General features: G+C 41.3%; 15 protein-coding genes, 1 pseudogene, 1 CRISPR repeat array and 2 riboswitches. Of the genes and pseudogenes, 6 read left to right on the top strand and 10 right to left on the bottom strand.

Annotation, left to right across the window (positions count from 1 at the left end; genetic code table 11):
* Positions 1–94: 94 nt before the first annotated feature.
* The 4 genes from ACQFX9_RS06265 (at position 95) to ACQFX9_RS06250 (ending at position 5,228) form a co-directional block, all read left to right on the top strand.
* Complete coding sequence (locus tag ACQFX9_RS06265; RefSeq protein ID WP_427161191.1) at positions 95–1,492, top strand: HlyD family efflux transporter periplasmic adaptor subunit; 1,398 nt, start codon at positions 95–97, stop codon at positions 1,490–1,492.
* Between the two features lie 176 nt (positions 1,493–1,668).
* Positions 1,669–2,328, top strand: a complete 660-nt coding sequence (locus tag ACQFX9_RS06260; protein ID WP_427161190.1) for a hypothetical protein — start codon at positions 1,669–1,671, stop codon at positions 2,326–2,328.
* 181 nt (positions 2,329–2,509) lie between these two features.
* Entirely contained in the window at positions 2,510–3,187 is a 678-nt protein-coding gene (locus tag ACQFX9_RS06255; RefSeq protein ID WP_427161189.1) for a response regulator, read from the top strand.
* A 157-nt stretch (positions 3,188–3,344) separates the two neighbouring features.
* Complete coding sequence (locus tag ACQFX9_RS06250) at positions 3,345–5,228, top strand: CHASE2 domain-containing protein (protein WP_427161188.1); 1,884 nt, start codon at positions 3,345–3,347, stop codon at positions 5,226–5,228.
* A gap of 153 nt (positions 5,229–5,381) precedes the next feature.
* A CRISPR array of direct repeats spans positions 5,382–6,139; the repeat unit is 35 nt; unit sequence GTTTCCGTCCCCGTGAAGGGGAATATATGGAAAAT.
* Positions 6,140–6,553: 414 nt separating this feature from the next.
* On the opposite strand, the gene ACQFX9_RS06245 is transcribed toward ACQFX9_RS06250, so the two are convergent.
* From ACQFX9_RS06245 to ntrB, 6 genes are all read right to left on the bottom strand, one after another.
* Entirely contained in the window at positions 6,554–8,605 is a 2,052-nt protein-coding gene (locus ACQFX9_RS06245) for a protein kinase domain-containing protein (RefSeq protein WP_427161187.1), read from the bottom strand.
* 601 nt (positions 8,606–9,206) lie between these two features.
* Positions 9,207–11,105: a biosynthetic-type acetolactate synthase large subunit gene (ilvB, locus tag ACQFX9_RS06240; protein WP_427161186.1), complete on the bottom strand. Its 1,899-nt coding sequence runs from the start codon at positions 11,103–11,105 to the stop codon at positions 9,207–9,209.
* 328 nt (positions 11,106–11,433) lie between these two features.
* Positions 11,434–12,072: a universal stress protein gene (locus ACQFX9_RS06235; protein WP_427162809.1), complete on the bottom strand. Its 639-nt coding sequence runs from the start codon at positions 12,070–12,072 to the stop codon at positions 11,434–11,436.
* 132 nt (positions 12,073–12,204) lie between these two features.
* A riboswitch (cyclic di-AMP (ydaO/yuaA leader) is annotated at positions 12,205–12,441 on the bottom strand.
* 16 nt (positions 12,442–12,457) lie between these two features.
* Positions 12,458–13,294, bottom strand: a complete 837-nt coding sequence (locus ACQFX9_RS06230; protein ID WP_236142438.1) for an ABC transporter ATP-binding protein — start codon at positions 13,292–13,294, stop codon at positions 12,458–12,460.
* 73 nt (positions 13,295–13,367) lie between these two features.
* Complete coding sequence (locus tag ACQFX9_RS06225) at positions 13,368–14,810, bottom strand: ABC transporter substrate-binding protein (RefSeq protein ID WP_427161185.1); 1,443 nt, start codon at positions 14,808–14,810, stop codon at positions 13,368–13,370.
* Between the two features lie 96 nt (positions 14,811–14,906).
* Entirely contained in the window at positions 14,907–15,758 is an 852-nt protein-coding gene (gene ntrB / locus ACQFX9_RS06220; protein WP_427161183.1) for a nitrate ABC transporter permease, read from the bottom strand.
* 100 nt (positions 15,759–15,858) lie between these two features.
* A riboswitch (cyclic di-AMP (ydaO/yuaA leader) is annotated at positions 15,859–16,048 on the bottom strand.
* A 340-nt stretch (positions 16,049–16,388) separates the two neighbouring features.
* Here ntrB and ACQFX9_RS06215 point away from each other — a divergent pair.
* The gene (locus ACQFX9_RS06215) at positions 16,389–17,594 is read left to right on the top strand and encodes a sensor histidine kinase (protein ID WP_427161182.1); all 1,206 of its coding nucleotides are present in this window, start codon (positions 16,389–16,391) and stop codon (positions 17,592–17,594) included.
* 61 nt (positions 17,595–17,655) lie between these two features.
* On the opposite strand, the gene rnc is transcribed toward ACQFX9_RS06215, so the two are convergent.
* The 4 genes and pseudogenes from rnc to ACQFX9_RS06195 all read right to left on the bottom strand — a co-directional run bounded on the left by rnc (position 17,656) and on the right by ACQFX9_RS06195 (position 20,104).
* Positions 17,656–18,396 (bottom strand): ribonuclease III, encoded by a 741-nt coding sequence (rnc, locus tag ACQFX9_RS06210; protein WP_427162808.1) that lies wholly within the window; start codon positions 18,394–18,396, stop codon positions 17,656–17,658.
* 108 nt (positions 18,397–18,504) lie between these two features.
* A pseudogene (locus ACQFX9_RS06205) lies at positions 18,505–18,738 on the bottom strand (Swt1 family HEPN domain-containing protein); the annotation flags it as partial.
* A gap of 167 nt (positions 18,739–18,905) precedes the next feature.
* On the bottom strand, positions 18,906–19,517 hold the full coding sequence (locus ACQFX9_RS06200) for a hypothetical protein (protein WP_427161181.1): 612 nt from the start codon (positions 19,515–19,517) through the stop codon (positions 18,906–18,908).
* Positions 19,514–20,104 carry a Uma2 family endonuclease gene (locus ACQFX9_RS06195; protein WP_427161180.1) on the bottom strand — a complete coding sequence of 197 codons (591 nt, stop codon included), beginning with the start codon at positions 20,102–20,104 and terminating at the stop codon, positions 19,514–19,516. Before ACQFX9_RS06195 ends, ACQFX9_RS06200 begins: the two co-directional genes overlap by 4 nt.
* A 249-nt stretch (positions 20,105–20,353) precedes the next feature.
* On the opposite strand from ACQFX9_RS06195, the gene bchD reads away from it, so the two are divergent.
* Positions 20,354–22,393, top strand: a complete 2,040-nt coding sequence (gene bchD / locus ACQFX9_RS06190) for a magnesium chelatase ATPase subunit D (protein WP_427161179.1) — start codon at positions 20,354–20,356, stop codon at positions 22,391–22,393.
* Positions 22,394–22,669 lie beyond the last annotated feature (276 nt).

The following is a 22,669-nucleotide window of genomic DNA, read 5'->3' as shown; positions in this document are numbered from 1 at the left end:
TTCGTAGTCAGGACTTTAGTCCTTTCTTGAAAACTAAAGTTTTCACTACAAACCTTTAATTATTTACCATTTTCTATTTCTTTTATGGTGAAATATGCTGTACATTCAAAATCAAAAAATACTGACAGCAGATCCCAATGAAGAATTATTACCTGCTGTTAGTACATGGACTTCTTTATTAGGATTATTGTTAATGATGACTGTAGGAAGTGCGATCGCACTTTCGGCTTGGATTAAATATGATGTCGTCGTTAGAACTGCTGCTACTATTCGTCCTGTAGGTGATGTGCGCTTAGTACAGCCGGAAATCGAGGGGACAATAGAGAGTGTGTTGGTGACAGAAAATCAAATTGTAAAGCGGGGTGACGCAATCGCGCGTTTGGATACCCAAGAACTACAAATTAAACAAAGTCTCCTGCAAACTAATATCCAACAGGGTAAATTACAACTTATTCAAATTGATGCTCAAATCAGCACTTTAGAAACGCAAATTCTCGCTGAAACTAGATTAATTGAGCGCACAATTGCGGCTGCACAGGCTGATTTTAGTAAAAATCAAAGAGATTTTCAAGAAAAGCAAATTACTACCGAAAGTGAATATTTAGCAGCAACAGCTAACTTACAAAAAGCAAAAGCCAATTTACAAAAAGCCCAGGCTGATTTAAACTTTGCTGAAGTAGATCGCGATCGCTATCAACAGTTAACAGAAATCGGTGCTATCGGTAGACGGGAATACGAACAGAAAAAACTCGTCGTGGAACAGAGTAAATTTGTCCTCGCAGGCGAAAAACAAGCTGTGGAAATTGCTCAAACTCAATTAAAATCAGCTAAAGCCGCAATTAACCCTAGCATGGCCACAGTAGCGATCGCATCTGAACGTATCGCCCAAGAACGTGCTAGAGGTGAGGCGAGTATTGCGACACTAAATAAAGAAAAACAATCTTTGCAACAGCGTCAGGTAGAATTTCAAGCCCAAATAACTCAATATGACAAAGAACTGCAACAAATCGCCAGACAATTACAAAGCAGCATCATTCGCGCCACTAGTGATGGTATAGTTCTCAAGCTCAATTTACGTAACCCAGGCCAAGTAGTACGCACTAGTGAAGCGATCGCAGAGATTGTACCCCAAAATACGCCGTTAATTGTGAAAGCCATGATTCCCACCGCAGACATTAAAAAAGTTGCTGTAGGACAAAAGGTACAACTGCGAGTGAATGCTTGTCCCTACCCAGATTATGGCACTCTTCAAGGTCAAGTGAAGGCGATTTCCCCCGATAGCATCACACCACAACGCAACGATAATAACACTGTCACCCCCAGCGAGAGCTATTTTGAGGCGACAATTCAACCAGAAAGCCAGAAATTTGGTCATGGACAACAGCAATGTCAAATTCAATCAGGGATGAACGCTGATGCTAATATTATTTCCCAACAAGAAACAGCATTACAATTCATCCTCAGAAAAGCTAGGTTAATTACTGATTTGTAATTAGGAGAAACTGTTGACTGTTGACTATTTACTAATGTAAGGGCGGGTTTAACCAACATATCTGTTTGACAACGTGAATCTCTCACTGAACCCGCCCCTACTGACTGTTGACTGTTGAATATTGACTGTTAACAGTTAACTGTTCCCCATTCCCTATTCCCTGTTCCCTACAAACTATGACCATTGTGAAATTTCTGCCATCTTATCAGAGAATTCAACAAGCATTGCAATGGTGGTCTTCCAGACAGTCAACAAAGCTTTTTGTGGAAGCCGAGAAAATTCGGGATGATTTATTGCAAGAAACTTTTACAATCCGTCGCCATTTAGATGTCCTAACATCAAATAATCTCAATTTATCCAACCACCAAACCCAAGATTATTTGAGACAAATTGATAATTTTCACCATTCCTTAGTACAATTAAGCAACCGCTTATTTCCTGAATCACTTCCAGATAGTTTTCCATTAGCTATTCAGTGCTTAATAGAACCGTGGCTAGTAGTTAATCCCCATTTATATTTCCATCTAGACTTGCCTGTTTACTGGCGACAAGAACAAGCATTTCATAGTTTGACAGTTTTGTCAATTTTAGACGAACTATTGACAATAAACCTGTCTAATATTATTACAAGCATTACAATTTATATTAGTCTGAAACAGCAAAAAAATCAGGGACAATTAAAAATACAGATTAACTATCCTGATATTACTAGTTTTATGTGTCACACTAACTCAACAGAATTAAAATACATTTGTGATACATTCCAATTTTTAACCTCCGGTAGATGTTTTTATCGTGTTAGTCATTGTCAAATAATTTGGCATTTATCTTGGTAATTATTGTCCTAAAAACTTCGGCTTTTTCCATCTTTAGGTTATTGAATTAAAGGTTTTATCGATAGAATAATTTCACTATATTGCAGATAAAATCAGTCGAACACAACTAACTACTAGCTTTGCTTTCCAGGAAATTTATCCCCCAAAGTAAATATCAATATTCTTCAAGATAGTGTTAATTATGCAACAACTATTAACTCAGAAAACACTCCTCAAAATTTTAGTCATTGATGACCATGAATCAGTTTTAAGTGGGACAATAGCAGTCTTAAAAACACATTATGTTGATGCAGAAATTATCACTGTTGTCAATGCTTTTTTAGCTCTAGAGCAAATCAGTATTTTACAACCAGATGTTGTGATTATGGACTTGTCACTTCCTAAAAATGTAGGAATGACAGCAAAACCTGAGACGGGTGTACAACTACTCAGAACTTTGATGAAAAATTACCCTGAACTAAATATTGTTGTCCAAAGCGCGCATATCAGAACATTAGTGAGAATTAAACCTGAAATTGATAGTCATAAAGGAGGTTTTACAGTTGCGGATAAAAGCCTAACTACTCAAGAAATGTTAACTAGAGTTGACTGGGCATTACAAGGATTAACTCATACAAAAGACATCAAAGGAATTCATACAGGATTAGAGATTAAACCAGAGTGGTTACAGGTACTTAGTTTAGCATTTGATGAAGGCTTACAAGATAAAGCGATCGCCCAAAAAATGTCTATCTCTGAAAGGATGGTTAGACATTACTGGAGTAAATTACAAGACGCTTTAGAACTATATCCAGATCAGGGCAAAAACATCCGCATTCAGACAGAAATGAAGGCGAGGGATGAGGGTTTAATTGATTAGTTGGGGACTGGGGACTGGGGACTGGGGATTGGGGAATGAAATTAAAATCTACCTTGTCTACCTTGTCTACTTTGTCTCCTATTCCCCATGCCCAATGCCCAATGCCCGATGCCCAATTCCCAATTCCCTCTTTTATAAAAGGTTGGAGAATTAATTTATGCCGCCTGGATTTTGGAATGTTATTAAAGCAGAAATTGCTATGTGGCGTGTGGGTATATTACCAGGATGTGCAGTCATTGGACTAGTAATATTAGCGCGCTACATGGGTTTAATGCAATCTGTCGAGTGGTTAGCGTTTGATAATTTTTTACGGTTACGTCCAGAAGAATCTATTGATGAGAGAATTGTGATTGTAGGTATTGATGAAGAAGATATCCGTCGTCATAATTACTATCAATCAGATTCTGTAATTTCCAATCATGATTTAGCTACTTTGTTATTAAAATTACAGACATATAAACCTAGAGTTATCGGTTTAGATATTTATCAAAATCCACCAGTCAATGCAAATCACGATAAACTAGCCACAATTGTACAAAAATCACCCAACATTATCGCTATAGAAAAAGTCTTACCTGAACCAATTCCACCACCACCAAAAATTCATCCTCAACAAGTAGGATTTGCCGACCAAATGACAGATATTGATGGTAAATTAAGAAGAATTTTATTAGGGACACCCACACCCCAAGGTTACAAGTTCTCTTTATCAATTAGATTATCAGCCGCTTATTTAGCCCGTAACCGTATTGTCTTAGAAAATGGCAGACGCGATCGCGCTGCTATGCGATTTGGCAAAACTGAACTACCCCGCTTTCTTCCCGACTCTGGGGGATATATCCACACCGATGCAGGCGGAGTCCAGGTTTTACTAAATTTTCGCAGTGGTCACGCCCGATTTCGGACTGTTTCTAGCAGTGATATCAAACGTGGTAAAGTAAACCCAACATGGTTACGCGATCGCATCATTATCATCGGTATCACTGCACCTAGTCGCAAAGATTTTTTTACTACTACTGCTATTCCATCCACTCAAATCAGTAAAGGGCGAATTTATGGTGTAGAAATTCAAGCCCATGCTACCAGTCAAATTATTAGTGCTGTCCTCAATGAAAGACCTTTATTAAATACCTGGAATGACCAATGGGAATATTTCTGGATTTTCGCTTGGGGTGTGTGCGGAATTGCCATTGCTAGACTGACTAAATCACCATTAAACAACTTAATTATTGTTGTTTTAGCTAGTGTTAGTTTAGGATTAATTTGTTATTTCAGTTTAATTTTTGGCTGGTGGATTCCGTTCATTCCCGCCATTTTAGTCTTGATTGTGAATGGTATGGAACTCACAGCTTTATACCAATATGACCAAGCTTTACGTTCCGGTATCAAAATCCGTCAAGCGATTATAGAAAGTACCTTTGAAACTATTCATAATGGCCCCTTGCAAAGTTTAGCGAAAGTTCTACAACTGCTACGTGGTCAAAATGAATCTAACCAAGAAATTATTCCAGTCATAGCCGAAGAACTAGAGAAATTAAACTATGAATTAAGGGGAATATATGAATATTTACAGCAAGAATCTTTAGACCAAGATACCAGTCTTTATTTAGGCAACGACCTAGTATTAAACTTACAAGAACCCCTGCATGATCTACTCTATCAAGTGTATACCTATACTTTAGAAAGGGATTTTCCTGGTTTTAAGAATATTAGAATCAAAATTCGGACTTTTGAACCGATAGATGAAAGATTTTTAACTATTGAACAAAAGCGAGGAATTTGTAGATTTTTAGAAGAAGCCTTATGCAACGTTGGTAAACACGCCACAGGTGCAACCCGCCTACAAGTTACTTGCATGATATCTGAAGGTTATTACACCCTGAGTGTCATTGATAATGGTTTAGGATGTACTGCTAGTAAAACTGGAAGAGGAACGCAACAGTTTATTAATCTAGCCAAACAACTACAAGGAAAATTCGAGCGATCGCCCCTTTGTCCGCATGGTACTATTTGTCAATTATCTTGGCCGATGAATAGATAGTGGGCATGGAGCATGGGGCATTGGGAATAGGGACTTGCTGAAAAAAATTTAGTTTACTAACTTAAAATTGCTTGTAAGTCTTTTAGGGTGGGCATCTTGCCCGCCCTAGTTATGCAATTTCAATCTTTAACAGCTTACCAAGCCATTGAATGAGTTTTCGTCCCCGTAAAGGGGAATAAATGGAAAACTTGAAATGTATTTTCTGCATAATTTATTTGCAGAAAAGTTTCCGTCCCCGTGAAGAGGAATAGATGGAAAACCCTTCCAGAATCTTATGATACAAGAAGTGCTAGTAAAGTTTCCGTCCCCGTGAAGGGGAATATATGGAAAATCAAGAAATTTTGAAGGACGTTATCATAATTTATCGGGTGATGTTTCCGTCCCCGTGAAGGGGAATATATGGAAAATCATTGACGTAAAATCGATACTGGTACCAAGTAACTTGTTTCCGTCCCCGTGAAGGGGAATATATGGAAAATAAGTGTTTGTTGCTTGATTATCTTGCAGATCCACCAGTTTCCATCCCCGTGAAGGGGAATATATGGAAAATATTTGTTTGGAAACCTTGGCGGCACAATTGAATGCAGTGTTTCCGTCCCCGTGAAGGGGAATATATGGAAAATATTGCTATTAAGGCAAAGCAAGAGAATGAGATAGCAGGTTTCCGTCCCCGTGAAGGGGAATATATGGAAAATTCTATCATTGTCGATGGTCTACAATTTGGTATCCAAAGGTTTCCGTCCCCGTGAAGGGGAATATATGGAAAATCCGAAAGGAACAAGTACGCGCCGGTTCATGTTGCAAGTTTCCGTCCCCGTGAAGGGGAATATATGGAAAATCCTTAACTGATCTGCCGCAGCGCGTTAAAAGGCTGATGTTTCCGTCCCCGTGAAGGGGAATATATGGAAAATCCTACCCTTTTAGAACCGTGACTGTGACAGGGTTTGAGATAGTCATTTTAGCGGGGGGTCTAATTTACCTGTCAATAAGCGTAAATTATTGACAACAAAGCATCTATATACCCTACTCAAACCTTTGCCTAGCAAGCGATTCGCTGGGGTCAACGCAAGAATCAAGGTTGTGACGATCGCCCTACCCCCGCTAAAAATTTGCGTATAAGTTGTTAAAATAAACACTCATCGCTGCTATTGGGAAACATTTTTATGAAATTGTCATGGTTCTGTACTCTTGCAAGAGAGTATAACAGTTAACTAAAAGCTGTTAATCACACCAACCATCAACTTGAGATAAATCTTTACCAATTAACCCAAATTAGCCACAAAATCTTACCCAGTCCCCAGTCCCCAGTCCCCAGTCCCCAATCCCTACTGACTAACACGCCAAATCCTAATAGTATTATCTTCACTACCACTGACTAAACTTTGACCATCTGGCGTAAAAGCTACCGATGTTACGGTGTTTTCATGTCCCTCCAGCGTACTAATTTCATCGCCGGTTTCTAAATTCCAGAGTTTGATAGTTTGGTCACGGCCAGCACTAGCGAGAATTTTACCATCAGGACTAAAGGCAACTGCTGTGACTGTTTCTGTACTGCCTTTGAGGGTGCGGAGTCTTGTCCCAGCTTGTAAATTCCACAATTTAATTGTGCGATCGCGGCTAGCACTAGCGAGAATTTTACCATCAGGACTAAAGGCGATCGCTGTGACTGTTTCGCCTTTGCCGCCAAAGGTGCGAATCAGTGATTCTTCAGCTAAATTCCAGATTTTAATGGTTTTATCAAAACTACCGCTAGCAATAGTCTCACCATCGGCACTAATCGCTACTGATCTCACCCAAAATCTATGACCTGTGAGTGTAGTGATTAATCTACCACTGTTTAAATTCCAAATTTTGATCGTTTTATCATCACTCCCACTCACCAAAGTTCTACCATCGGGACTAATAGCTAGGGCGTGAATAGCATCGCTATGGGCTGCTATGGCTTTGATCATCTGATGGGTTTTCAGATTCCAAACTCTGATGGTGTTGTCGTCACTACCACTGACCAAAGTTTTACCATCAGGACTGATCACCACTGCATTGACTGTAGCTGAATGTCCTTTGAGGGTGGCGATTTCTGCACCTGTTGTCAAATTCCACAGCTTAATCGTGCGATCGCCTCCACTACTAGCAATGATTTTACCATCGGGACTGACCGCGACTGAAGACACCGAATTTTCATGTGCTGGAAGGGTATTAGCTAACACCACTTGTTGCAAAATCGGCTTTTGTGGCTGTACTAAAAACGCTTCTCCCGATGGAGAATTTTGCTGGTGGGGCATGAGTTTTGCAGATAAACTGCTATAAATGCGGCGATATTGGTAATACCAAGACTCACTAAACCCAAATAGCAAAATAAAAGCCGATATTAAAACCCCAATGCGAACTAACCCAGACAAAATTGATAAACGCGGTGTTGGTTTTTTATGTACTTGAGTGCTGGGAATTTTGCCTGAAGATTGTCCGGCAGCAGGCAGGGCAAGGGGTTCTTTCGGTGTAATATCTTTGAGGACTTCATCGGCTGTTTGGTAACGGTCTTTGAGGTCTTTTTGCAACAGCTTGTCCAACACAAAATCTAAATCTGAACTGAGGGGACGGTGCAAATATTGCCGCCAATGCGTTACCCAACCATAGCCATGTTCCATCCACAATTGAAACGGCGAAATTCCAGTTAACAAATGAAAACAAGTAGCCCCTAAAGCAAACAAATCACTAGCAGCATAAGCCTTCCCATCGCGAATTTGTTCTAGGGGTGAGTAACCATGTGAACCAATTGATGTACCGAAATTCTGCACCTTCGCTGTTAACTGTTTGGAAGAACCAAAATCAATCAGATTTAATCGTCCGTCACTGCGACAACGGATAATATTTTCTGGTTTGATGTCACGGTGAATTACACCGCGATCGTGAATAAATTTCAACACAGGGATGATATCAAGTAAAATCGCTTGAATTTCACCTGGTCTATAGCTTTTGCGTTGCTTTAATTCCTTTAACAAATTCTGTCCATTGATAAACTGCTGCACTAAATACAAACAGTTATCTTGTTCAAAATAAGCCAACAGCGTCGGAATTTGGGGATGTTCCCCTAATTCTTGTAAACGTTTGGCTTCTTGGGCAAATAATTCTACCGCCTTTTTTTGTGACCAAGTTCCTTGAAACTTTGGTGCTAATTGTTTGATGACACAATGTTCATTCAATTTATCAGTATCTTCTGATAGATAAGTCCTACCAAAACCGCCTTCATCCGACAACATTCGGATCACACGAAAGCGATTTCTTAACAATGGTACTAAGGGAGTACCACAACTTTGGCATGACTTTTTACCATCAGAGTTCTGAGGGTTTGGACAGTCTGGATTTAAGCAGCAGATCATGTTCTGATAAGTGCGGCTGCGTGACAAATGGACTTGACTAATACCAATTCGCAATTCGCAATTAAGAAAGCCAGATAAAATCTTGATTTCAAGCTTTGCATCTGTTGCTTAATTTTGGAGAATTGGTATAGAGTATCTCCCCGATTTCCTCAAGAATTCAGGGATCTTATTTTCGCGATTGATATGGTAAATCTGGTAAATGCTGTGACAAGCAGGTAAGAGACAGGAGATAAAAGCACTTTCCTGACTAAATTGATCTTTACCTGATTATTTATTCCCTCAATTATAGAAGATTCCGCAATAAAAGGGATTGGGGACTGGGGATTTACGGTGTACACACATCTTTGTGCGTATGTGCAATGGTACAGTTATCGTTGGTTGATTGAACGTTATCTAAAGTTCTCTGGCGTGGCTTGACTCGATTACATGATCTTGTTGACGGTTGGCAACTTTTTCAGTCTCTCCATCATTGATTATTGCCTGCTTAATATCACAGCCAAAAACTTTTCAAACAACCTCTTAGACAAAAATTGTGTTTTGCTAGTGTGATTTTACTCAACTGTGTTGATTGTTGACTGTTAACAGTCAACAATCAACATGATTACAACTTGGTTCCGCACTCAGAACAGAAGTTATGATTGGAGGCGTTTTTGGTGCCGCAATGGCTGCAATACACTGCTTCGATGTTAGCTTTTGGCGGCTGTTTGGGCAGACCAATCATTTGGGCGTTGCTCTTACCTGGAGCTACCATTGGATAGCAGTTTTCGTCTTTGGTGACGTGGACATCTAGAATTACAGGGCCGTTATGGGCTAACATTTGGGCGATCGCATCTTGTAGTTGCTCGCGTTTTGTGACTATGATTCCCTTAATTCCGTAGGCTTGGGCTAATAATTCAATGTCTGGCATCCCGACTTCCATGTTGGAACATGAGTAGCGTTCGCCGTGGAAGGCTTGTTGCCACTGACGTACCATTCCTTGCCAGCCATTATTCACAATAATAGTCTTGACACCAATACCATATTGTGCAGCCGTTCCCAATTCTTGCAGACACATTTGGAAACTAGCATCACCACTAATACAGACGACTTGTTCATCTGGGAAAGCCACCTTAGCACCAATGGCTGCGGGTAGACCAAAACCCATTGTTCCTAAGCCTGCACTAGAAATCCAGCGTCGGGGGCCATTCTTGAGGAATTGTGCTGCCCACATTTGATGCTGGCCAACATCGGTAGTGTAGAAGGCATGGGGAGCTTGGTGAGCAACTTCCACAATCACTTCTTGGGGTGAGATGCTGTCTGGATGTTGGGGTACGACTAAAGGATATTCTTCCCGCCAACGGTTAATTAAATTCAACCATTCGCTGGTTTGGTTGGGATTAAGTTTGACTTTGCCTTGTTTGCAGCGATGTAACAAGTCAATTAACACTTTCCGCACATCACCCACAATGGGGACTTCTGGGACGCGGTTCTTACCAACTTCTGCGGGGTCAATATCAATATGAATGACTTTGGCACGGGAGGCGAATTCGTCTAATTTGCCGGTAACACGGTCATCAAATCTAGCACCGACGCAAATGAGCAAATCACAATCAGTGACAGCAAAGTTAGCGTAAGCTGTACCGTGCATTCCCAACATCCCCAAGGATAAGGGGTGATGTTCGTCAAAAGCACCGATACCCATCAAGGTAGTTGTGACGGGGATTTGGCATAATTCTGCTAATTCTTGAATTTCTGTGTGGGCATTAGATGCGATCGCACCACCACCGACATACAATAAAGGACGACGGCTTTCTTGAATTAGCTGAATGGCAGCGTTGATTTGACGGGGATTTCCCTTCACGGTGGGACGATATCCAGGTAGTTTGACTGTCCCTGGTTCTACAGGTACATAATCAAATTCCTCAAAAGCCACGTCTTTCGGTACATCAATTAACACCGGGCCAGGACGACCGGTGCTAGCAATGTGAAATGCTTCCGCTACGATGCGCGCCATATCGGCTGGGTCACGCACTACATAGGAATGCTTCACAATGGGTAGAGTGATACCGTAGATGTCTGTCTCTTGGAAAGCATCCGTACCAATCATTTTCCGTGGTACTTGTCCGGTGACAATCACCATCGGAATCGAATCCATGTAAGCTGTCGCAATACCTGTAACTAAGTTAGTTGCCCCAGGGCCGGAAGTACCGAAGCACACACCGACTTTACCAGTGGCGCGGGCATAACCATCGGCAGCATGAGCCGCCCCCTGTTCGTGCCTCACGAGAATATGCTTAATACTGCCAGTTGCTTCTACTTTGTACAGGTCATCATAAATCGGCAGAATTGCCCCACCAGGGTAGCCAAAGATATATTCGACACCGTGGCGTAGGAGACTATCCAGTAGTGCAGAACCACCAGTCACCCGTTTTGGGAACACATCTGATGATGTAGAGCTGACAGATTGGGTATGTTGCTCTGTTTGTGAGGGACTAGTCGGGGAAGGCAAGCTCACAGTCACGATCAAACCTCAGAGGATAGCTAAGTTAATACGAAATTTCTGTATTTAATATTTCAATTTTAGTTGAAAATTTCAACCAAGTTATGACTGAAAATTATATCTTGAGGATGTATCTAAAGCACGAATATCGTGTATGAGCCTGCCTGTACAAGATGACCCATGCTTCTAGTGTAGAACTGAAGCAGGTCATATTGGTTAATTTTTCCTGACTTAGCAAGATTAAAAAGGGTGTAGGGGTTTAGGGGTGTAAGGGTATAGGGGTTACAAACATGAATTATTGCTCAGGTAGATTGTTTTTCCCAATGCCCAATGCCCTATGCCCCATTCCCTATAAACTATTAGGAATACCTACGACAGCACAGGGGAAATTAGGGCTAATCTGTCGAATGAGGGGGTGATAAATAGATTTACACCCCAAAAATAAGATATCAGCTGATTCAATTTCTACCACTGTCTTCAGTTCTTGACTGAGATTACCGAAGCGCAGATGTGATTTAAAAGAACCTTGCCATTCTTCTGCTAGGCTTCTAGCTTGCCACAGAATTCTATCGGCTTCTTGGATTGTGTTGAGTGTCTTTTGTTGTACATTGGATACAGTTTCCCGCGCAGTTGGGTGTATTAATATAGATGTGTGCGATTTGGATATTTCACTGGCGGAAGATGTGAAGTTCGGTAATTTCCTATTCAGCTTCAGTGGATGATATTTGGCCTCACCATAGCTATCTTCTACGACATAAACAGCTTGGACTACCACTTCTTGATTAGCGGCTAATCGGGTTTGATGTGCCATCCAAAAAGCTATGTCTAGTGCGGTATGGCTACTAGGAGAAGCATCATAACCCACAATTAAGTTTATTGGTCTATTGATCGAGGACTGCTCAGGAAAAGCTGGCTTTGGTTCGGGAAGTAATAAGATTTGCTCGATGATATCGTCCCGACCCATCGCACTTTGCAACCGGGCTAACATTGGCTTGATGTTCACAGCTTTGACTTCTCCTAAACTTAATTAACAATGAATGAGAAGTAGGGTTAATACGAATAAATCGAGATTTATCCGCTAGGAATCCCCAATAACAACTGGTAATAAAGCCAAAGTTTTGGGGGTTCCTTCCATTGCCGACGGAGTTAGCTGACGGGCTAAGACTGGAAGGTGTCTTTCTTATGAGTGTGACGCGGTGTTGGTGGTAGCGTGGCCTTTAGCCGATGTTGAGTGGTTAGTTGCTCCCTTAATGACACTCGCAGATGCTTCACTCTATATATTTAAGATGCGCCCCATGATTTGGTTCCTCCGCTTCAAATTTCGGTTAACTTAATTTGAATTAGGCGACCCACTACAGAAATCATAAATCACTTTATTCTTCGTGAGCAAAATATTGATCGAGAAAGTTGAGTGCGTGATTGCGGATTTCAAAGTATTCTTTAGAGTTACGGATAGCAGCGCGATCACGTGGATGGGGAAAGGGTACTTCTAAGATTTCCCCAATTGTAGCGGCTGGCCCGTTAGTCATTAATACGATGCGATCGGACATATAAATAGCTTCATCAACATCGTGAGTAATCATCATCACTGCTTGCCGATTACTTTCCCAAATATCTAAAACTTGCCTTTGCAATTTACCTCTAGTTAGAGCATCTAATGCACCGAAAGGTTCATCCATGAGTAACATTTTCGGACGAATTGCTAAGGCTCTGGCAATGCCCACTCTTTGTTTCATACCTCCAGAAATTTCATCAGGATATTTGTCTGCTGCCGCCGTTAAGTTTACCATTGCCAAGTGTTCGTTCACAATGCTAATTTTTTCAGCCCGATTAGCATTTTTTAACACTTCATCGACAGCTAGGCGAATATTCTCTCTAACTGTTAACCAAGGTAACAAAGAATAGTTTTGAAATATCATCATTCTTTCTGCCCCAGGCTTGCGAATCTCTTTACCATCAAGGCGTACAGAGCCGGACGTGAGTTTTTCTAAACCCGCTACAATTTTTAACAAAGTTGATTTACCGCAACCGGAATGCCCGATCACAGAAATAAATTCATCTTCACCAATGGTCAAATTTACATCATTAAGTACGATAAAGTTACCTTTATCTGGTGTCGGATAAGACTTCACTAAATTTTCAATTTCTAAAAAGTTAGGTCTGGACATAGGTGGTTGATGAGCCTTGACGGTTAAAGGTGTAGATTTCATGTCAATTATTCCTATTGATTGTGAATTATTGATTTTTAACTATTGACCATTGACTATTGAGTGTTACCTAATTTCAAGACATAAAAAATCGGGTTGGTGCATTAGCTCTAATGTCAAAGCTGTTTAAATAACCAACGGGGTCACTAGGATCAAAGCCCTTCTTATCGATAAACACTTCTGGTGGTTCGACTTTATAGTCGTCTTGGGGACATTCAATACCCATTTCGCTAGCTATGTCTCGATATAAATCAGCTCGCCAACCTTGCTCGGCTAATTTTTCGGCATTTTTAGGAAATTCTTTGATTTGTCCCCAACGGGCGGCTTGAGTCATTAACCAGAGACTTCTGGATCTCCATAAAAATGTCGAGTGTTCACCCGGTACTTTGGGTAGATTGTCAGGAATATCGAAGAAAATAGTGGTATCTGTGGCTTTGATGGTGCGGTCTTTACCATCAAAACCACCATAGTTGTAATTCCCCAGAATCCCAGGTGCGGTTAGCTTGGTAATTGGTGCATTCTTATTTTTGGGTCTTGCACCTGTAAAGGAACGGTCTGTTAATAATTCGGCGATTTCTTGGCGATTTTCTGGCTTGCTGCAATATTGACAAGCTTCTATCATGGCTTTGACTAACGAACGATAGGTTTTGGGATATTTTTCAATGAAGGATTCCATCACTCCCAATAACCTATCTGGGTGTCCTAGCCAGATTTCTTTACCTTGGGCAAAAGTAAAACCGATGTTTTCATTGCCTGTAATGGCTCTAGTGTTCCAAGGTTCGGCTACCATATAGGCTTGCATAGCCCCTATTCTGACGTTCGTCACCATCTGCGGTGGTGGAACTATGATGATGCGAAACTCTTTCAGAGGATCAATACCAGCCGCCGCCGATATATAACGCAAAAAATATTCGTAAATGGCGGAACTTAGAACCACAGCCCAGACTTTATTTTCTGGTGCTTGTTTGTCGAAGTAGTTACGAAAATCTCTACCGAAGGCTTCTAATGCACCGTCGCCATATTGTTGTTGATATTCATACCAAGGACGTAAGCCAAAATCCCACATGGCTTTGTTCATGGTCATAGCGTTTCCGTGGCGATGAATGGTCATGGCTGCACATAAGGGGGCGTGGCGTGCGCCTTCTGCACCGATGCGGGCGTTGGTGACTGCACCGGAAACGACGGGGGACGCGTCTAGGCGACCAAAGATTAAACCATCACGGGAGTTAGCCCAACTAGCTTCGCGGTTGAGTGTGACATTTAAACCATATTTGCGAAAGAAGCCTTTTTTCCAGGCGATCGCAAATGGCGCACAATCATTAACAGGAACGTATCCGACAATTAAGTCTGGTTTTTCTAGGTCTTGGGGTCTGACTACTGGTTGTACGGCTAAGGCTTCCTCCGTTAGTCCTTTAGCTGATCTATCTGCTGATACAGCACAGGAGGAAAGTGTCATACCTGCGGTGGTTGCGCCTATACCTTTAATAAAGTCTCGTCTTGTCCAGTTAGAGTTATTCATGTGGCGTTGAATAATTTAATTAGCTCACGCACCAGTGCAGAGGCGCACAGAAAATTTGCGTCTATTGAGTATTATGGAAGGTTAGTCTGTTCCCTTTTATTTAGGGGCGACGGGACGATGGGTGACTAGTTCTTGCAGTTTGCCAACGGCAAAGTCTAGGATGAGTCCAGTTAAACCGATAACAAATACTGCTAGAAATACTGAACTCAGGTTTAAACGACTCCATTCATCCCAGACGAAAAAGCCTATCCCCACACCACCAGTGAGCATTTCTACTGCAACGATGACCAGCCACGCAATTCCTAAGCTGATTCTCAGACCTGTGAAAATGTAGGGTAAACTGGCAGGCCAGATAATTTTGGTGATGCGTCGCCATTGGGGCATTTCTAAAACTTGGGCGACATCTATATAATCTTTGGGAACGCTGGCGACTCCCAAGGCTGTGTTAATGATGGTCGGCCATAGGGAGGTGATGAAAATTACGAAAATTGCCGAAGGATCAGCTAGGTTAAAGATGGCTAGGGCTACGGGTAGCCAAGCTAGTGGTGATACGGGTTTGAAAATTTGAATGATGGGATTGAGTGCTAGCATGGCAGGTCTAGACATCCCAATTAAAAATCCCAGAGGAATTGCCACTACTGCACCCAGGGCAAAGCCTATCAGTACGCGACGTAAGCTAGCTATCAATAACCAACCAATACCTAAGTTACCGGGGCCTCTTTGATAGAAAGGGTTGAGGATGTAGTCTAAGTTGGCGACTAGGGCTTCTGGTGGTGTGGGCATTAACTCATGATTTGCTAATGCTATTACCCACCACAGTAATATAATCCCTAAAAAACCTATAATGGGTAGTAATACTACATCCCTCATAATTACAGGTTTAGTCTTTTTCCAGACAGCTTGACTGGCAACAGCTAAAATAGCTGCCAAATTTAATTGCAGTATCATAGACGCAACCTCAACAGAGTTAAGTGCAGGTACAAAAAAAACAGAGCAGTACCAGCCTCGGACACTGATGAGAGCTAAACATTAAAAAAATGCTGTCTCTTCAGTCTCCTCTCAATGCCTACGAAGTTAGCTGACGGGCTAGGGCTGAGAGTTGCCCCTCTTGAGAGAGTATGGAGTTATCACAAATTGTGTAACTCTTAGGTAATGACTTTCTACAAGATACGCCCCAAAATTGGTTCCTCCGCTCCAACTAGATTCTAATTTTTAGTTGGATTAGGCTGACTTACTCATATAGATATTAGTGCCAAAATTTTATCACCTTTTTTAAGTATAAGCAACTTTTGAATCATAAATGTTGTTTATTAAAATCCTCAGAGTTTTTATGAGATTAGTCAATATCAGTATGTAAATAAGAGTTTTAGAGGATTTCACTAGAAATTCTACAATTTATGTGAGGAATTATCTAGAATCAATGGTTGTATTGTGAAAGGATGGGCTAGAATTAGGAGCCTAATAATATATTTCAAGTGATAGATGAAATTTTTGGCTGATTTCTATAATTGTCACTACACTCGTTACACTAATGACATATAGAATTTAGTCCTCTATCACCTAGCCGATTTTAAAAGCATGGATTTTAGTCAATTACTGGCTGAAAATACGCATAAGATCATCGAAAAATGGATTCTCAAAGTTCGTAATGATCGCCACATAGAAAGTGCTGATGATTTATCTTATACAGCGATTAAAAATCATATTCCTGACATCTTTCAGGCAATGATCACCGTTTTGTCACCTTCTCAGGAGGGTGATATTAAATCCATCGTCACGGCTAGTTGGCAGCATGGACTATTACGCGCTGAACAAGGCTTTGACCCGTCCGAAATTGCTCGTGAATATTGTCTACTACGCACAGTCATATTTGACACGATAGAGGGTGAGTTATCGCAGGGTACACCAGTAGAAATTATTCGTTATATGCGGTTAATTGATGCGGTGATTGATGAAGCGATCGCACGGTGTTTTAATAGTTATGTAGGAGAACGCTTACGGGAATTACAGAGTTTACAAGCTTCTTTGACTCTGCATAATGAAGAACTAACACGTTTAATTAATGCTAATCAAGACAATCTATCAGAATTAGCACATGAGCTTAAACATCCCCTAACAGCAATTATTGGTTACTCAGATTTATTTTTAAGACAACAAAGACGACAGGGTACGACAAAAGATAATTACGTCAATTTAGACCATATTGAACGTGTACTCCGCAATGGTAGACACTTGTTAAGATTAATTAACAATGTCTTAGAACTATCAAGATTTGAAGCTGGTAAACTCCAACTCCAGACAGCACCTATTAATGTGCAGGAATTAATTAGTAATGTCTGTGAGATGCTAGAACCACTAGCAGAAGAGAAGAATTTAAAAATTATAGTTGATAGCGATCCCCTACCTCTAGAGATAATCACAGATGGTTTTCAATTACAACAGATTGTCACAAATCTTGTGAGTAACGCCATCCGTTACACAGACTCCGGCACTATTAGTATAAAGTGTGAGGTGCTAGATAGTGAAAAGTGGGCGATCGCTGTTGCTGATACTGGGATTGGTATTGCACCGAAAGACCAATACCAAATATTTGAGCCTTATTTTCGTGTTAACTCTGAAGAACGTCCCCGCCTTCCTGATAGTACAGGCTTAGGTTTAGCAATAGTGGCACGTTTAGTCAAACTATTGCAGGGAGAAATTCATTTAGTTTCTCAAGAAGGTGTTGGCTCTACTTTCACAGTAACTTTACCATTGGATATCAGCAAAAAACTAGAGAATAATTAGAGCTTTTCTAAAGACACTAAACCACTTTTAGGAAAATTCATTTCTCGCCAATGGTGTATATTTATGTCAACAAGCCTTGTTTCTTCAATTTAGCTAAAGCATCTTCAGCCGCCGCTTTTTCCGCTTCTTTTTTATTTCGTCCCACTGCTTCACCGTACTTTTTATCTCCCACATAAACCTCAGCTTGAAATTCTGGTGCGTGAGATGAACCACCTATTTGTGTTGTTACGTAGTTGGGAGGAGTTTGGCCAATATTGCGCTGTACCCATTCTTGAAAGCGATTTTTGGAATCTACATTTGAGCGAGATACTACAATTTGTTCAGGAACAGCATCAAATAATGGTTCAACAATGGCGCGCACTGCTTCAATATTAGAGTCATTATCTAAATAGTAAGCACCAATTACCGCCTCAAATGTACTACTAAGTAAATTGGGATTTTGATAACCACCATCTCGAATTGCACCTTTACCTAAGCGCATCCTAAAATCTAAGCCGACTTCCAAAGCAAATTTAGCTAATTGTTTTTCATCGACTAATGCGGAACGTCGCCTTGTTAATTCATCTTCTCCTTTTTCGGGGTGACGGCTATAAAGATATTCACCACTTAAGAAATTCAGCACCGCATCACCGAGAAATTCTAGGCGTTCATTATGTTCGCCTTCGCCTGGGTTTTCATGAACATAGGAACGATGGGTGAGTGCTTGACGAAGAAGTTCTATGTTATTGAATATGAGTAGTTTATGTTTTTCAATCAACTTTTCTTTTAGACGAGCCTCTTCCGCTTTTTCGGGAGATAACATTTCTAAAACTTCTTGTTTTTGCCTTTCTACAATACTAGCTTCTGGTGCTGAAATAGCTTTGAGAATACGAAAAATACTGTCAAGAGCGCGATATGTATCATCCGTGGAAAACCGCGATTGATGCGCCCATTTATTACGCACATCAACCAGTTCATTAACTATTGTTCCTTCAGTTCTACTCAGTTGTTTTCTGAATACTTGTTTCCAATACCGATTCATTACCCTGAGAATAGCAGAGATATCATCTCGCAATATATCTTCTATATTACGCTTTAAGTTTTTTTCCTCTGATAGACATGACTTAGCTTCTGTTAACCAACTTTCACCATATACTGACTGCATTTCTCTTGATACATAGGGGTATAGGCCTTCTCCTAAAAGAATTAAAGCTCTATTAACTCGTTCGTGATTACTAATCGCCATTATTAATTATTGTAGATGACCTTTTACGTGACAATCATTTTAACTCGAATTTTATGAATGGTTACCTATTCTACAATAGTGAATGTTTAAAAATATTTGTTTTGAGCGATCGCACCATATAATATACCTAATATTTTGTTAATATCCTTAATATAATATTCACGTAAATCGATGCTGATCACATCACTTTCAAGTTTCAAGAATTGCCAAATTGTGCCGATGGTAACAGCACCATAAATTGATTTAATAGCATTGCCGCTTCTTTCATTAAAGATTTGAGCCGCAACCATTTCTGCAATACATTGTGCTAATCCAGAACGCAGATTTTCATTTTTACTTTCTACTAAAACAATCACTGGACTGCGAACAAACAATTGTTCTGGAGAAAGACTTAAAATAAAATCACAAAACCCATTTAAACCTCGTTGAGCATCAACAGCAAACTCAACTCCAGAAAACAAGCCGATTTGATAATTAAATTTGCGCCTAATTTCTAGCAATATTGGGCTAATAATCATTTCGCTGCGAGCCTTTTCAGAACTGATAGCAACTGCCAAATCAACATTCTCTTTCAAAATTATAGACAACAAGTCACTACATTCTTGGTCTGGTAAATTGGCAAATAATCCAGATGACTCTTGAACTATTAAGCCAAAAGTGTCAATAATTTCGTTAAGTTTGAAATCACTATAGCTCATTGGAAATTTATTTTTTTAGGCAATATATTATTTAAATCGATAGATAAATCGGGAAAACAAGGAAAAGAAATTACTTGATTGTGCAGAAAAATTCGCTTAGTTGAATAACCGTATTTTCCTTGATGATCTTGATAGGGGTCGTTGTAACATTCCAAATAATTATCGAATAAATTAAATATCCAATAGTCAGAAATACCTGCTTGAGCATAGAGAGGTATTTTCACATCTTGGTCATAACTTAAAGAAGAATCAGCTACTTCCATCACTAACAACACATCAGCAGGGCTAGGATGAGCAGAAAAATAATCATCAAGGCGGTTCTGCACAATAGCAAAATCCGGTTCTGGTTCGCTGTTAGGCGGTAAAGTAATAGGGGCTTGGGATTGCAAAGTCGCCCTATCTCCTATGACTTTTGGCAGTTCTTTTAATAACTTTCTTAAGCAAGTTTCATGGGCTGTACCCTTAGATACCATTTGAATTAGTTCCCCGTTGATTAATTGGATATGATCATCCTCATGGAGAAAGCCCAATTCTATGAGTTTGTGGTACTCATCCAATGTGAAGCGTTTAGCTTGAGCGACACTCATAAATTTTGCCCCCAGAGTAATACACAGCCCTTATTCCTATGACCCTTATTCTAAATGAGCCAGAAATTGATATGCTAAAAACCAAGACTAGGTTAAGAGTGCTGAGTTGTGAGTGCTGAGTGCTGAGTAGTGAGTGTTGAGAGGAGAGAGCAAGAGAATGAAAATCCCATGCCCTATTCCCTATGCCCCATTCCCCATACCCAATCCCTAGTCCCCAATCCCCAGTCCCCAGTCCCTTATCTGTAAACCATGCCTGCGCCTACTATCAACCCGACAATTACTTCATTTCCCTTGACGGCTGTAGTCGGTCAAGAAGCCATTAAACTTGCTTTATTACTAGCAGCAGTAGATCCTGGGTTGGGAGGAGTAGCGATCGCAGGTCGTCGCGGTACGGCAAAATCAGTAATGGCGCGTGCTATTCACGCTTTGTTACCACCGATTGAAGTTGTCACCGGTTCAGTTAGCAACTGCGACCCCAACCACCCGGAAGAATGGGATGATGATCTATTGGCTGAATGCGCCGATAAAGATATTCAGGATGTCCCAACGCAAATTATTCCTGCGCCGTTTGTGCAGATTCCCCTGGGTGTCACAGAAGACCGTCTCCTGGGTTCTGTGGATGTGGAAAAATCAGTGAAGCAAGGAGATACAGTATTTCAGCCTGGGTTACTCGCCACAGCTAACCGGGGTGTGCTGTATGTGGATGAAATCAATCTTTTAGATGACCAAATATCTAACCAGTTATTAACAGTCCTCTCGGAAGGACGTAACCAAATCGAACGGGAAGGGATTAGTTTTCAGCATCCTTGCAAACCCCTGTTTATCGCTACCTACAACCCAGAAGAAGGAGCATTACGAGAACATTTATTAGATAGAATTGCGATCGCTCTCTCGGCTGACGGTGTTCTCGGTCTAGATCAAAGAGTCCAAGCAGTTGAGCAAGCGATCGCCTATTCTAAATCACCCCAAGACTTCCTCCAACAGTACAACGAAGATATCGACGCGCTGAAAACTCAAATTATCCTGGCGCGGGAATGGTTGAAGGAAGTCACCATCACCAGCGAACAAATTGCTTACCTAGTTAATGAAGCCATTCGTGGTGGTGTCCAAGGACATCGGGCGGAGTTATTTGCGGTGCGGGTAGCGAAAGCGGCTGCGGCTTTGGATGGTCGAGCCACAGTCAACGCTGACGACTTACGCCGGGCAGTAGAATTAGTTATTGTCCCACGGGCGACTGTGGTGCAGACACCACCACCAGACCAACCACCCCCACCACCGCCACCACCACCACAAAGTCAAGACGAGTCAGAACAAGACCAACAAGAGGAAGACCAAGAAGAAGACAAAGAAGACCAACCAGACGAACCCCAAGAACAAGAACCCCCCAGCATCCCAGAAGAATTTATCTTTGACCCAGAAGGGGTAATCATGGATGACAGTGTGCTGTACTTTGCTCAAATGGCACAACGTCAGGGTAAATCTGGAAGTCGTAGTATTATCTTCTCTGATGACCGGGGACGCTACATCAAACCGATGTTACCCAAAGGGAAAGTCCGCCGCATCGCTGTAGACGCGACCTTAAGGGCGGCTGCACCCTACCAAAAAGCCCGACGAGAAAGACACCCAGAAAAGAAAGTTATTGTTGAACAAGGGGATATTCGCTCTAAACGCCTCATCCGTAAAGCCGGGGCGTTAGTGGTGTTTGTCGTGGATGCTTCGGGGTCGATGGCTTTGAACCGGATGCAGTCCGCTAAAGGTGCGGTGATGCAGCTATTAACTGAAGCCTATCAAAACCGTGACCAAGTAGCCTTGATTCCCTTCCGGGGAGAACAAGCCGAAGTCTTACTACCCCCCACCCGTTCTATTGCTTTAGCCCGTAACCGTTTGGAAAGATTACCCTGTGGCGGTGGTTCACCCCTAGCACATGGTATTACCCAAGCCGTCCGCATCGGTTTAAATGCTCAAATGAGTGGCGATATTGGGCAAGTCGTGATTGTGGCAATTACTGACGGACGAGGTAATATTCCTTTGTCTCGTTCTCTAGGTGAACCCCAAGAACCAGGAGAAAAACCAGACATTAAAGGAGAATTACTAGAAATTGCTGGGAGAATTCGCGGTTTAGGAATGCAGCTATTAGTCATAGATACTGAGAGTAAATTTGTCTCCACTGGCTTTGCTAAAGAGTTAGCCCAAACCGCAGGCGGTAAATATTATCACCTACCCAAAGCCACCGATAAAGCGATCGCCGCTATGACCAAAGGTGCGATCGCTGATTTAAAATCTCGGTAAAATTTAGGGGGTTTAATTCCCCGGCTTCTATCAAGCCGCAAGTGTTGTGGCGGGGTTTAGGGAATTCCAGATAAAACAATATCCAAACTGTAGGGTGCGTCAGTATGAATAATCTCTTGGTATAGTTAGGTTTTATCGCACTGACGCACCCTACTAAGCTGTTTATTTGGGATAATTTATTTTTTGGTGTTCCCTTAAATCCCTGTCATAACACGGAAAAAGCAAATTGCGTTAGCGTAGCGGGACGTACCCCTCCGGGGAAGCAAGCTACGCGCA

This window comes from Aliinostoc sp. HNIBRCY26 (assembly GCF_050235535.1).
Taxonomy (GTDB): Bacteria; Cyanobacteriota; Cyanobacteriia; order Cyanobacteriales; family Nostocaceae; genus Trichormus.
This window is presented reverse-complemented; position numbering and strand designations above follow the sequence as displayed.